Below are 12,556 nucleotides of genomic sequence, written 5' to 3'. Positions count from 1 at the left end.
TATCACTGGCTGATACATGTCCCGGCCGTCACTGCTGACCGTTAGCGTTCACGCCGTCACACAGAGGGAAGAACGACTGTACGAAGCGCGGGCAGGACCGGGCAGGTGGAGGTGGTGCAGTGACCGAACCGCACGACGGGGAGATCCCCGACGGGCTCAGCGCCGCGGAGCTGGGCATGTGGCAGTCGTTCCGGAACGGCACCACCTATGACCTCCGCTCGCACGACCCGGTGCGCGACGACCCGTTCGCCCCGCACAGCTGGGGGCCGGAGCGCAGCGTGGGCGCCCGGACGGTGGCGCGGCTGCTGCTGAGCGGGCCGGCCGCGCGGCCCGGCCGGGTGGCCGCCCTGAAGCTCCGGGGTGTCCGCATCACGGGGAAGCTGGATCTGGCGGGCGGCCGCGTCTCGCCCTATGTGGAGATGACGGGCTGCCGCTTCGAGCAGGAGGTGGTGCTGCCCGAGTGCCATTTCACGACGCTCCGGATGGTGGGCTGCGCGGTGCCGAGGCTGGACGCGGCGCGGCTGCACACGGAGGGGGATCTTCATCTGCCGCGCTGCCGGATCGAGCGCGGCATCAGGCTGACCGACGCGCAGATCGGCACGGACCTGCTGGTCAACCAGATCTACATCGGGCCCGACCGGCGCGGCCGCTCCTTCGTGGGTGACGGGATGTCGGTGGCGCAGGACCTGCAGGCCGAGATGATCGAGACGCGGGGCGAGCTGAGCCTGCGCGGCGCCAAGGTCGGCGGTTCGCTGAGCCTGCGCGGCAGCCGGCTGCGGGCCTCGGACGGGCGCCGGGCGCTGAACGCCCCGCAGCTGAGCGTGGAGCGCACGCTGTACATGACGGAGGCGTGGGTGAGCATCGACACGGGGAACCAGGGCACCACTCCCCCGTACGGTGTGGCGCGCGGCGGGGGCCCGGCGCGCGGGACGCGCGCGCAGGCCTTCGAATGCCGTGGCGCGGTGCGGCTCGACGACGGGCGGTTCGGGGACGCGGTGGACCTGCACAAGGCCCGGTTCATGCTCGGGGACCGGGAGGAGCTCTCACTGCGCCGCATCATCACCCCCGAGCTGCGGTTCAACGCGGAGCGCCCCCGGGAGGGCCGGGTCGTGCTGAACGGTGCGAAGGTCGTCACGCTGATCGACGTGTCGACCAGCTGGCCGGGGCCTGGCGGCCTGGCGATGGGCGGCTTCGTGTACGAGAACCTCGTGCCGTACGGCCACTTCCCGCTCTCCCGCCGTCTGGAGTGGGTACTGGCCGCGACCCCGGAGTACGTCCCCGAGCCGTACGAGCGCCTCGCGACGGTGCTCCGCAGCTGCGGGGAGGACGCGGACGCCCGGGAGGTGCTGCTGGCCAAGCAGCGGCGGAGACGGGAGACGCTGCCGCCCGCGGGAAGGATCTGGGGCTACCTGCAGGACTGGACGGTGGCGTACGGCTACCGGCCCGGGCGGGCCCTGGTCTGGATGGCGGTCCTGTGGGCGGCCGGGGCGGTGGCCTTCTCGCAGTACCGCCCGGAGTCGATCAAGGGGAGCGAGCACCCGCAGTGGAATCCGGCGCTGTACGCCCTGGACCTCCTGGTGCCGGTGGTCGATCTCGGACAGGACGGCTACTGGCTGCTGGAGGGCGGCTGGCAGTGGGCGGCGGCGGTCCTCGTCCTGCTCGGGTGGATATTGGCCACGACGGTGGCGGCGGGTGCGTCCCGGCTGCTGCGGCGCGGCTGACCGGACGGCGGCGCCCCGTCCGGCCGGATCCCTGTCGGCACGGCGATGGAACGGGAGGTCGGGGCCCGGCCTGACGGGCGGTTATCGGCAACGGGAGGGGCGGATTCGAGCCAGCCGCGGTCCTTTCCTTTACCTTTTCTTGACCCTGCCCAGGGCAACCCTCCCACTCGGCACAGAAGCTTCACAGAGGCCCTCTGGCGCCGCCCCCACCAGGGCTTTTCAATGGTCTGCACCATGGCTTTCCTCCGCGCACTGCTGACCACCGCGCGCACGCTCCGGCACGGCCCCGGGCTGTCCACCGGGCTCCCGGCGGACGACGCGGTGATGCTCGACGCCCCGGACGAGCGGCTCTCCCCCGCGCTGGTGGCAGCCGCCCTGGGAGACTTCGAACCCGCGGCCAAGCTTCTGGCCACCACCCGGGACGCTGCCGACTGGGAGTCCCGCGACCGCACTCTGGCCCGGCTGGTCGCCTTCGCCCGCAACCGCGACGGCTGGCTCGGAGGCTGGCTGGCCGCCGCTCCCCGCGACCCCGACGCCCTGCTGGTCAAGGCCGCGCTGGCCGTGCACCGGGCGTGGGAGTCCCCCGCCCGCGCCGAGCTCCTGCGCGAGGTGGGGCCGCTGATCACCGCGGCGTCGGAGGCCGGTCCCCGCGATCCGGTGCCATGGCGTCTCGCGCTCGACCACGCCCGTGGCACGCACGCCCCGCACACCGTCTTCGAGGCGCTGTGGGAGCAGGCGGTCCGCCGCTCCCCGCACCACTACGGCAGCCATGTCGCGGCGCTCCGGTACCTCTCGGCCGAGTGGTACGGATCCCACCGCGAGTGCTTCGACTTCGCCGAGCGGGCGGCCGAGGACGCCGCCGGGGACTCCCTGGTGCAGGCGCTCCCCGTACGGGCGGCCTTCGCCCTGCTCCGGGACGGGGAGGCGGTCGCCCGGGCGACGTCCGTGCAGGTGGACCGGGTCGACGCGGCGGCCGACCTCGCGATCAGGTTCTCGGCCGCGTTCCCCGCCGGTGACCCCTGGCCGGCGGAGGTCCGCAACCTGCTCGCCTACGTCCTGGTCTCACGGGGCCGCGCGGCCGAGGCCCTGGAGCAGTTCCGGCTGATCGGACCGTACGCGACCTCGTTCCCGTGGGCGTCGGTGACCGGCGAGGCGCTCGGGGGATTCCTCGACGCGCGGGCGGATGTCCGGCTCCGGGTCGCCTCTTCCACACCCCTGTACGGGAGGCCGGGACACGGCGGGCGCCGCGGCCATTAGGCTTGGCCGATGTGACCACCGCTCGCCTGCCCCTCTTCCCGCTGAACGCGGTGCTGTTCCCCGGCCTCGTGCTGCCGCTCAACGTCTTCGAGGAGCGTTATCGCGCCATGATGCGCGAGCTGCTCGAGATCGACGAGGACGAGCCGCGCCGCTTCGTGGTGGTCGCGATCCGCGACGGCCGCGAGACCGCCCCGACGGCAACCGGGATGCCGGACACGGTCGCCACCGCGCCTCCCGTGGAGCGGGCCCCTGCCGACGGCTTCGGTCCCGATCCCATCCAGACCTTCCACCGGGTCGGCTGCGTCGCGGACGCGGCGAAGATCCGTGAGCGTGCCGACGGCAGCTACGAGGTGCTGGCGACCGGCACCACACGGGTGCGGCTGCTCTCGGTCGACGCGAGCGGCCCGTTCCTGACGGCCGAGGTGGAGGAGCTGCCCGAGGACCCGGGGGCGGCCGAGGAGGGCGACTCCCCCACGGACGAGGCGGGGGCACTCTCCGAGGGTGTCCTGCGGGCCTTCCGCAGCTACCAGAAGCGGCTGGCCGGAGCGAGCGAGCGCTCCCTGACGACCGGTGCGGACCTGCCGGACGACCCTTCGGTCGTCTCGTACCTGGTGGCCGCCGCCGCCGTGCTCGACATCCCGTCGAAGCAGCGGCTGCTCCAGGCCCCGGACACGGCGACCCGGTTGCGCGAGGAACTGGCGCTCCTGCGCAAGGAGACCGCCGTCATCCGGCACCTGCCGTCGCTTCCGGCGATCGACCTGACCCGCGACCCGACGCACCCCAACTGACCCGAGGACCTGCCCGGTGGCGAAGAAGTCCAGGAAGCAGCAGCCCGGCGGCACCCCCGCCACGGTCGTCCTGACCGCGGCCGGAACCGCGTTCACGGTCCACGCGTACGACCACGACCCGGCGTCCCCGTCCTACGGCGAGGAGGCGGCCGAGGCCCTGGGAGTCTCCGCCGACCGGGTGTTCAAGACCCTGGTCGCCGACGTCGACGGCGACCTGGTCGTCGCCGTCGTACCCGTAGCGGGATCGCTGGACCTGAAGGCACTGGCCACGGCTGTCGGCGGCAAGCGGGCGGCGATGGCCGACCCCGCGGCCGCGGAACGCACCACGGGTTACGTACGGGGCGGCATCTCCCCCCTGGGCCAGCGCAAACGCCTGCGTACGGTACTGGACGCGTCGGCCGGATCCCATGCCACGATCTGCGTCTCGGCGGGCCGCCGCGGCCTGGAGGTCGAACTCTCCCCGGCGGACCTGGCCACCCTGACGGAAGCCTCCCTGGCCCCGATCGGCCGCCCCTGAACCCCGGGCGGACACCGGAGCCGGGGCGCCCGCGCCGCTACGACCGCTCCGGGAACTCCCCCGTGCCCTTGCCGTCCTCGGCCACCGGCCCCGGCCCGAACGCCGACTCAGGCCCCGTGGCCGAACCCGGCTGACCCTCCCCGTAAGGGATCCCCCACTCCGGTTCAGGATCCCGGGGCCCGAACAGGGCCGTCAGCCCCAGGTGGACGATCATCGCGGCGATGGGCCAGGCGAGCATCGCCGCGCCCACCGCGTGGAGCTCCAGCGGCGCGTCGAAGGTGACCCCCTTGCCGACCTCCTTGGCGTGGGCCACCACATCGGACGTGGGGCCGAACCAGGTCCCGATCCCCCACGCCAGCAGGGAGCCGAGCAGCCCGCCCAGCGCGAGGCCCACCACCAGGGGGATGCCTCCGCGCCGGCGGAAGAGGAAGACGGCGGCCGCCGAGACCAGGCCGAAGGCCAGCGCCAGCAGCACGAAGGTGCCGTCGGCCCCGATGGCCTGCTCGCCCTCGCTGTTCTTGAGGAACACGGCGGTGTCGTCGGAGACGAGCGGTACCCGCGGCGCCAGCCAGAGCCAGAGCAGCCCGAGGGCGACGCCCGCCACCGTCAGGACCGCGGCGGTCACCGCGCCCTCTCTGATCTCCGCACGCCGCTCGTCCGCGCCCGGCTGCGCGCCGGGCACGGCATGCGACCCGGACGGCGGGGCCTGCCACGGGTCGTTCGGCTGGGGCTGGTGCGGCGGCGTCAACGGTGCGGTCACGGTGCCATCGTGCCAGGCCCGGACACGCGCCGCCTCACCGGACCGCCGCGCGGCGGTAAGCCCAGGTGGCCACGGCAAGCGACAGCACACCGACCGCCGCGCACACCGCGAGGTCGAGGGCGACCACCGCCCAGTCGGGGTGGGCGTCGAAGGACCGGGACAGCGCCTCGACGCCGTACGTCGAGGGGAGCAGATCGCGTGCCCACCCGACCGGGCCGGGCAGCCGCTCGGCCGGCAGCACGCCGAGCAGCAGCGCGGCCGACATCCCGAGCTGGCCGAGCAGCGTCGCCAGCTCCTGCCGCGGCGCCAGCAGACCGAGCGCGGCGCCCAGGCCGGAGAGCGCGGCGCCGGCGAGCGGGATGACGGCGACGAGCACCCACAGATGTGTCATGGGCAGCCCGAACAGCGCGCTGCCCGCCACCGCCGTGACGATCGTGCCGGGCACGGTGAACGAGGCGTACGCCCCCGCCGCCCCCAGCACCACGGCGGCAGGCGGCACCGGCAGCGTCGCGTAGTGGTCGAGTCCGCCGCCGGCCCGGAGCTGGCCGAAGTACTGGGCGAGCAGGTTGAGCGCGACGAAGGCCACGACCAGCACGCTGGACCCCGCCACGACGGCCCGCGCCTCCTCGCCACCGTCGACGACCCCGCGCATCAGCACCATGATCCCGACGGACTGGAACGTCGCGACGAACAGCAGCGGGATCCGGGCGACCCTCGCCCGCGACAGCTGCGCCCGGTACACGGCGGCCAGCGACGGAAGCAGTCTGGCCCGCGGCGCGAGATCCGCCGGGGCCGTACGGGCGGGCGGGCCGTTCCGTACGGCGGCGGTCCGCACCTTCGGCCCGGACACCTTCGCGGACTCCGTGGGAACGATGCTCGTCACCTGGCAGTGCTCCCGTTCGACTCGGACACGTATCCCGACACGTTCACCGTCCTGATCACGCCTTCACCAGTCCCTCGCCGGCCCTGGCAGCGTCCCCGCCGAGGGCCAGGTAGACGTCCTCCAGGCTGGGGGTGGCCAGGGTGAAGTCGTCGAGCGAGGAGAACGCCGCCCCGCCGGTCACCGCGGCCACGGCGGCCCGGGCCTCGTCGGGTCCGAGCCTCAGCACCCACTTGCGCCCCGATTCCTGGGCGGACCCGCGGAGTGCGGCGACCTCCGGGACGTCCAGCGGGGCGCGTTCGCGCCACACGAGCTCGACCCGGACCTCGCCGGCCACCCGCTCCTTGAGCCCGGAGGGGGTGTCGCAGGCGATGACCCGGCCGCGCTCCATGACGGCCACCCGGTCCAGGACCGTCTCCGCCTCGATCACGTTGTGGGTCACGAGCAGCACCGTCGCGCCGTGCTCGGCCCGCCGCCGGTCGACGGCGGACCAGACGGAACGCCGGGCGACGGGGTCCATCCCGGTCGTGGGCTCGTCCAGCACCAGGACGGGGCGCGCACCGACCAGCGTCGCGGCGAAGCAGGCGAGCCGCCGCTGTCCGCCGGAGAGCTTCTTCAGCGGGCGCCCGGCGAGCCCGGTGAGCCCGAGCTCCTCCAGTACGTCGTCGCGCGCGGCCCGCGCTTCGCGTACGGGCAGACCTCTGAGCCGCCCGGTGGTCTCCGCGGCCAGTGACACGGTGAGCTCGTCGAGGGCGGTGGACTCCTGCCCGAGGTAGCCGATGAGCCGGGAGGCCCGCTCGGGGTGGCGCACGAGGTCGTGTCCCAGCACCTCGACACTCCCGGAGTCGGGGCGCATGAGCCCGGTGAGCTGGCGCACGAGCGTGGACTTGCCTGCGCCGTTGGGGCCGAGCAGCCCGAAGATCTCACCGCGCCGGACATCGAGGCAGACCCCGTCGGTGGCCCGCACCTCGGGGGTGGCGGCCCGTCCGCGTCGGCCGCGGACGGCGGGGTAGGTCTTCACCAGATCACGCACCGCGCACACGGACTGTTCCTGTGCCGTGCCCCTAGCCTGTGCTGTGCCCGTACTCACGAGGTATGAGACTACGGGGTCGGATGCCCCGTATTGCGTCCGGGGGCGGGCGGGGCCACCCCGCTCACTCCACGGCGGGAGCGTGCTCGGCGGCGGCCCGTACGTCGATCTCGCGCCAGAACCCGGCCCTGATCGCATAGCGGTCGTGCTCGTCGATCTGGTCGTCCTTGTGCGCGAGCAGCCCGAAGCGGGCCGCGTACCTCAGCAGTTCGCCGTCGATGCGGTGCGGGATGCGGGGGTACATCGTGGACAGCTTCTGCAGGTGGACGGTCTCCGGCAGCCGTTCCATCCAGCGCCGGGCGAAGACCTGGCCGACCTCGAAGGGGTCACCGCCGACGGTGGTGATGTCCTCCTCCCGGTCCGCCCAGCGCTGTTCCGCGCTGGTGAGCTGCGCCAGGGTCGGCAGGGACGCGGTCTCGGCGGGTTCGCCGACGGGGCCGCCGCGCTCGACCCAGCCCCTGTCGGACGACCAGCGCAGCGTCGCGTTGGCGGCGGGCGGCTGGCTGGTGTGGTGCGCGGCCTGGGCTCCGGGTGCGCGCAGGCTCGCCAGGTCCTTCGGGGTGGGGACGCCCTTGTGGCCGGGGGCCGGCGGAGTGCCCGGGGCGTCCGGGGTGTCCGGGGCGTGCTCCACGGTCCGTGTGCCGGCGCCGTTGCGGGCCGCGGCGGCCTGGGCCTCCGATGCCCGCTCGGCCGAGGCGGCGAGGGCGGCCTCGGGCAGCGGGGCGGAGAGGATCGCGGCGATCTCCGGGCGCGGCACGGGCGGGGGCGCGCACACTCCGCCCGTCTCCTTGGCCCGTACGGCCTTGGTGATCCAGGCCCGGTCGAGCACCCGTCGTTCGTCGGCCTCGGCGACGAGGTCCTCGGACTGGTTGTAGTCGCCGTCGGCGGCCTGGACCGCCCAGAGGTGGACGGCGACCCCGTGCTCCTTGGCGGACATCAGCCCGGGGAGCAGGTCTCCGTCACCGGTCACGAGCACCACGTCGGAGCAGGCGCGGTTCCTGGCCAGCTCGGTCAGTTCGGCGTGCATGGCCGCGTCGACGCCCTTCTGCGCCCATCGTCCGTCACTGCGTGTGAGGGCCCCCAGTCGAACGGTCACCCGTGGCATGACCCGGAGCCTGCGGTGCTCGGGCTGCGGGACGCGGTCGGGAGCGCCGTCGAACCAGTAGATGCGCAGCAGGGGCTGTTCCGTGTCGGCCTCGGCGCGCTCGCGCAGGCCCTGGATCAGGGCCGCGTGGTCGACGGTGATGCGGGAACGGGCGGGCTCTCCGGCCAGCAGGCTCGCGGCTGCGCCCAGCAAGTAGCCGGCGTCCACCAGGACGACGCAACGGTCCACGCGTTCCACCCTCTTCCAGTTCGGGAGCGGATCAGCGGGCCCGGACATGGGGGGTGGGTCCGCCGACCCCGGGGTTTCGCATACTCAGGGTTTCGCTTACTCAGGGTTTCCTTCGAGTCTGCCCGACGGCGGGGTCGTTAAGGTCCGGAACTCGATCATCGGCGTGGCGGATCCGGGAACGGCGCATGATACCGCCCCTACTACGCTCGGTAATGATCCAACATGCGGCCTTTATGGTGATATGTGAGTCTGACAGCGGTTCTGGACCCCCAGATCTCCCACAGGAGGCATCACGATGGCGAAGAACAAGAACCGCAAGCAGGGCAGCCAGCACGACCGCGCGTCCGCCGCGGAGCGCGGTGCGGAGGAGGCCAAGTCGACGGCGTACGAGTCGCAGGCCCAGCCGCAGTCGCAGGCGCAGGGCAGCCCGTCCGACGTCGCCCGCAAGCACCAGAAGCGCTTCGGCCACAACTGACGGCCCACCGGACCGACAGGCCGAGAGGGGCGCCCCGCCACTGGCGGGGCGCCCCTCTCGCGGGTGCGGGGGCGGGTGTCAGCCGGCCAGGCAGGACGGGCCGAGCAGCACCTTCAGGTCGCCGAAGAGGGCGGGGTCGGGCTTGACGCGGTGCCGGTCGAGGCGGAGCACGGTGGTCTTGCGGGGGCCCTGGAGCCGGATGCGGACCTCGGTGTCGCCCCGGTGGTTGCTGAGGACCTCGCCGAGACGGCTGACCATGGGCGGGGTGACCCTGACCGTGGGGATGGTCAGGATGACGGGTGCGTTGGTCCCGGCGTTGGAGATGTCGGGGACCTGCATCTCCATGGCCACCAGGCGCGGCACGTCCTCGCGCTTGTCGAGGCGTCCCTTGACGAAGACGACGGTGTCCTCGACGAGCTGGGTCGAGACCAGTTGGTAGGTCGCGGGGAAGAACATGCACTCGATGGAGCCCGCGAGGTCCTCCACGGTGGCGATGGCCCAGGCGTTGCCCTGCTTGGTCATCTTGCGCTGGAGGCCGGAGATGATGCCGCCGACGGTGACGATCGCACCGTCGGAGTGCTCACCGCCGGTGAGCTGGGAGATCGCCGCGTCCGACTTGTCGGACAGAACGTGCTCCAGACCGAAGAGCGGGTGGTCGGAGACGTAGAGGCCGAGCATCTCGCGCTCCTGCGCGAGCAGGTAGGACTTCTCCCACTCGATGTCGGAGAACTCCACGTCGAGGCCGAAGCCCGGCTCGTCGCTCGTCTCGTCCCCGCCGCCGAAGAGGTCGAACTGTCCCTCGGCCTCCTTGCGCTTGACCTGCACCACGTTGTCGATCATCGGCTCGTGGTGGGCGACGAGCCCCTTGCGGGTGTGCCCCATCTCGTCGAAGGCGCCGGCCTTGATGAGCGACTCGACGGTGCGCTTGTTGCAGACGACCGCCTCGACCTTGTCGAGGAAGTCGGGGAACGTCGAGTACTTCCCCTTCGCCTTGCGGCACCTGATGATCGAGTCGACCACGTTCGTCCCGACGTTCCGGACCGCGGTCAGGCCGAAGAGGATCACGTCGTCGCCCTGGGCCGCGAAGTTCGGCTCGGACTCGTTGACGTTCGGCGGGAGCACCTTGATGCCCATGCGCCGGCACTCGTTGAGGTAGACCGCGGACTTGTCCTTGTCGTCCTTGACGGACGTCAGGAGGGCCGCCATGTACTCGGCGGGGTAGTTCGCCTTGAGGTAGGCGGTCCAGTAGGTGACCAGGCCGTAGGCGGAGGAGTGCGCCTTGTTGAAGGCGTATCCGGCGAACGGCACCAGGACGTCCCACAGAGCCTTGATGGCCGCGTCGGAGAAGCCGTTCTTCTTGGCGCCGGCCTCGAAGAGGACGAAGTTCTTCGCCAGCTCGTCGGCCTTCTTCTTGCCCATCACGCGGCGCAGGATGTCGGCCTCGCCGAGCGAGTAGCCGGCGACGATCTGGGCGGCCTTCTGCACCTGCTCCTGGTAGACGATCAGGCCGTAGGTGAGGCCGAGGACCTCCTTGAGCGGCTCCTCCAGCTCCGGGTGGATCGGGGTGATCTCCTGCCGGGCGTTCTTGCGCTCGGCGTAGTTCGTGTGCGAGTTCATTCCCATCGGGCCCGGCCGGTAGAGGGCCGAGACGGCGGAGATGTCCTCGAAGTTGTCGGGCTGCATCTGGCGCAGCAGCGAGCGCATGGGCCCGCCGTCGAACTGGAACACGCCGAGCGTGTCGCCGCGGCAGAGCAGCTCGTACGTCTTGGGGTCGTCCAGCGGGAGGGCGAGCATCTCCAGGTCGACGCCCTTGTTGGCCTTCACCATCTTGATGGCGTCGTCCATGATCGTCAGGTTGCGCAGGCCCAGGAAGTCCATCTTCAGCAGGCCGAGCGACTCGCACTGCGGGTAGTCCCACTGCGTGATGGTGACGCCGTCGGTGTGCCGGACCCAGACCGGGGCGTGGTCGACGATGGGCTCGCTGGACATGATCACACCGGCGGCGTGCACGCCCATCTGCCGGACGAGGCCCTCGACGCCCTTGGCGGTGTCGATGACCTTCTGGACGTCCGGCTCGTTCTCGTACATCCCCCGGATCTCGCCGGCCTCGCTGTAGCGCGGATGCTTGGGGTCGGTGATGCCGCTGAGGTCGATGCCCTTGCCGAGGACGTCGGCGGGCATGGCCTTGGTGAGGCGGTCGCCCATCGCGTACGGGTAGCCCAGGACCCGCGCGGAGTCCTTGATGGCGTTCTTGGCCTTGATCTTGCCGTAGGTGCCGATCATGGCGACCTTGTCGGCGCCGTACTTCTCGGTGACGTACCGGATCACCTCGACGCGCCGGCGCTCGTCGAAGTCGATGTCGACGTCGGGCATGGAGACGCGCTCGGGGTTGAGGAACCGCTCGAAGATCAGCCCGTGGGTGATCGGGTCGAGGTCGGTGATCCCCATGGCGTACGCGACGATCGAGCCGGCCGCGGAACCTCGGCCGGGACCCACCGCGATGCCGTTGTTCTTGGCCCACATGATGAAGTCGGCGACGACGAGGAAGTACCCCGGGAACCCCATCTGGATGATGATGTCCATCTCGTACTCGGCCTGCTTCTGCCGGTCCTCGGGGACGCCCTCCGGGTAGCGGCGGCCCATGCCGACCCGGACCTCCTCCTGGAACCAGGTGACCTCCGTGAAGCCCTCCGGGATGTCGAACTTCGGCATCAGGTCGCGCTTCTCGAACATGCCGGCGGTGTCGATCTGCTGCGCGACGAGGAGGGTGTTGGCGCAGCCCTCCTGCCAGGCGTCGGAGGAGTCGACGCCGTACATCTCGTCCGTCGTCTTGAGGTAGTAGCCCGTGCCGTCGAAGCGGAAGCGGTCGGGGTCGGAGAGGTTCTTCCCCGTCTGGATGCAGAGCAGCGCGTCGTGCGCGGTCGCCTCGTTGGCGTAGGTGTAGTGCGAGTCGTTCGTCACGAGCGGCGGGATGCCGAGCTTCTTGCCGACCCGCAGGAGGTCGTCGCGGACCCGGCGCTCGATGTCGATGCCGTGGTCCATCAGCTCCAGGAAGTACCGGTCCTTGCCGAAGATGTCCTGGTACTCGGAGGCCGCCTTGACGGCCTCGTCGAACTGCCCGAGGCGCAGTCGGGTCTGCAGCTCACCCGAGGGGCAGCCGGTGGACGCGATCAGGCCCTCGGACCACTGGGAGATGGTCTCCTTGTCCATGCGCGGCCACTTCTGGAGCCAGCCCTCGGCGTAGGCGTCGGAGGAGAGCTTGAAGAGGTTGTGCAGTCCCGTGCTGTTCGCCGCCCAGATCGTCTTGTGGGTGTAACCGCCGGAGCCCGAGACGTCGTCCCGCTTCTGGTGCGGCTGGCCCCACTGGATCTTGCGCTTGTGCTTGCGCGAGGCGGGGGCGACATAGGCCTCGATCCCGATGATCGGCGTCACCCCGGCCTTCTTCGCCGAGTGGAAGAAGTCGTACGCCCCGTGGAGGTTGCCGTGGTCGGTCATCGCGATGTGCGACATGCCCATCGTGTTGGCCGCCTCGAACATGTCCTTGAGCCGCGCGGCACCGTCCAGCAGGGAGTACTGGGTGTGGACGTGCAGGTGCGTGAAGGGCGGCTTGCTCACTGCGCTGTGCCTCCGGAATCGGTAGCGGTGGGGCGCGGAGCGCCTCGGCGAGGGGTGGTGACGGGGGTGACGGGCGGGTGGCGACGGGTAGGGGGGACAGCGTGGAAGTCTACGTCTCCG

General features: G+C 71.7%; 10 protein-coding genes. 5 read left to right on the top strand and 5 right to left on the bottom strand.

The window, feature by feature from the left end; genetic code table 11:
- Window positions 1-119: 119 nt before the first annotated feature.
- The 4 genes from ACIRJR_RS23055 to ybaK all read left to right on the top strand — a co-directional run bounded on the left by ACIRJR_RS23055 (window position 120) and on the right by ybaK (window position 4,283).
- A complete protein-coding gene (locus ACIRJR_RS23055) occupies window positions 120-1,721 on the top strand; it encodes an oxidoreductase (protein ID WP_403783769.1) in 1,602 nt (533 codons plus the stop codon).
- A gap of 222 nt (window positions 1,722-1,943) precedes the next feature.
- On the top strand, window positions 1,944-2,978 hold the full coding sequence (locus ACIRJR_RS23050; protein WP_403783767.1) for a hypothetical protein: 1,035 nt from the start codon (window positions 1,944-1,946) through the stop codon (window positions 2,976-2,978).
- A gap of 11 nt (window positions 2,979-2,989) precedes the next feature.
- The gene (locus tag ACIRJR_RS23045) at window positions 2,990-3,766 is read left to right on the top strand and encodes an LON peptidase substrate-binding domain-containing protein (RefSeq protein WP_403783765.1); all 777 of its coding nucleotides are present in this window, start codon (window positions 2,990-2,992) and stop codon (window positions 3,764-3,766) included.
- A 16-nt stretch (window positions 3,767-3,782) separates the two neighbouring features.
- Window positions 3,783-4,283, top strand: a complete 501-nt coding sequence (gene ybaK / locus ACIRJR_RS23040) for a Cys-tRNA(Pro) deacylase (RefSeq protein WP_403783763.1) — start codon at window positions 3,783-3,785, stop codon at window positions 4,281-4,283.
- Between the two features lie 37 nt (window positions 4,284-4,320).
- On the opposite strand, the gene ACIRJR_RS23035 is transcribed toward ybaK, so the two are convergent.
- The 4 genes from ACIRJR_RS23035 to ACIRJR_RS23020 form a co-directional block, all read right to left on the bottom strand.
- A complete protein-coding gene (locus ACIRJR_RS23035; protein WP_403783761.1) occupies window positions 4,321-5,043 on the bottom strand; it encodes an ABC transporter permease in 723 nt (240 codons plus the stop codon).
- Between the two features lie 34 nt (window positions 5,044-5,077).
- On the bottom strand, window positions 5,078-5,926 hold the full coding sequence (locus tag ACIRJR_RS23030) for an ABC transporter permease (protein ID WP_403783759.1): 849 nt from the start codon (window positions 5,924-5,926) through the stop codon (window positions 5,078-5,080).
- Window positions 5,927-5,981: 55 nt separating this feature from the next.
- On the bottom strand, window positions 5,982-6,965 hold the full coding sequence (locus ACIRJR_RS23025) for an ABC transporter ATP-binding protein (RefSeq protein ID WP_403783757.1): 984 nt from the start codon (window positions 6,963-6,965) through the stop codon (window positions 5,982-5,984).
- 112 nt (window positions 6,966-7,077) lie between these two features.
- Window positions 7,078-8,355, bottom strand: a complete 1,278-nt coding sequence (locus ACIRJR_RS23020) for an NYN domain-containing protein (protein WP_403784253.1) — start codon at window positions 8,353-8,355, stop codon at window positions 7,078-7,080.
- 286 nt (window positions 8,356-8,641) lie between these two features.
- Between ACIRJR_RS23020 and ACIRJR_RS23015 the strand changes: the two genes are divergently transcribed.
- Window positions 8,642-8,821: a hypothetical protein gene (locus tag ACIRJR_RS23015; protein ID WP_403783755.1), complete on the top strand. Its 180-nt coding sequence runs from the start codon at window positions 8,642-8,644 to the stop codon at window positions 8,819-8,821.
- Window positions 8,822-8,899: 78 nt separating this feature from the next.
- Here the strand turns inward: ACIRJR_RS23015 and dnaE are convergent, their stop codons facing one another.
- On the bottom strand, window positions 8,900-12,436 hold the full coding sequence (gene dnaE / locus ACIRJR_RS23010; protein ID WP_403783753.1) for a DNA polymerase III subunit alpha: 3,537 nt from the start codon (window positions 12,434-12,436) through the stop codon (window positions 8,900-8,902).
- Window positions 12,437-12,556 lie beyond the last annotated feature (120 nt).

The sequence above is a fragment of the Streptomyces sp. NPDC102402 genome (genome assembly GCF_044765765.1).
In the GTDB taxonomy this organism is placed as follows: Bacteria; Actinomycetota; Actinomycetes; order Streptomycetales; family Streptomycetaceae; genus Streptomyces.
This window is presented reverse-complemented; position numbering and strand designations above follow the sequence as displayed.

Coding starts and splice junctions, on each gene's coding strand:
- ACIRJR_RS23050 (WP_403783767.1), top strand. CDS start 1,944: ATGGTCTGCACCATGGCTTTCCTCCGCGCACTGCTGACCACCGCGCGC.
- ACIRJR_RS23015 (WP_403783755.1), top strand. CDS start 8,642: ATGGCGAAGAACAAGAACCGCAAGCAGGGCAGCCAGCACGACCGCGCG.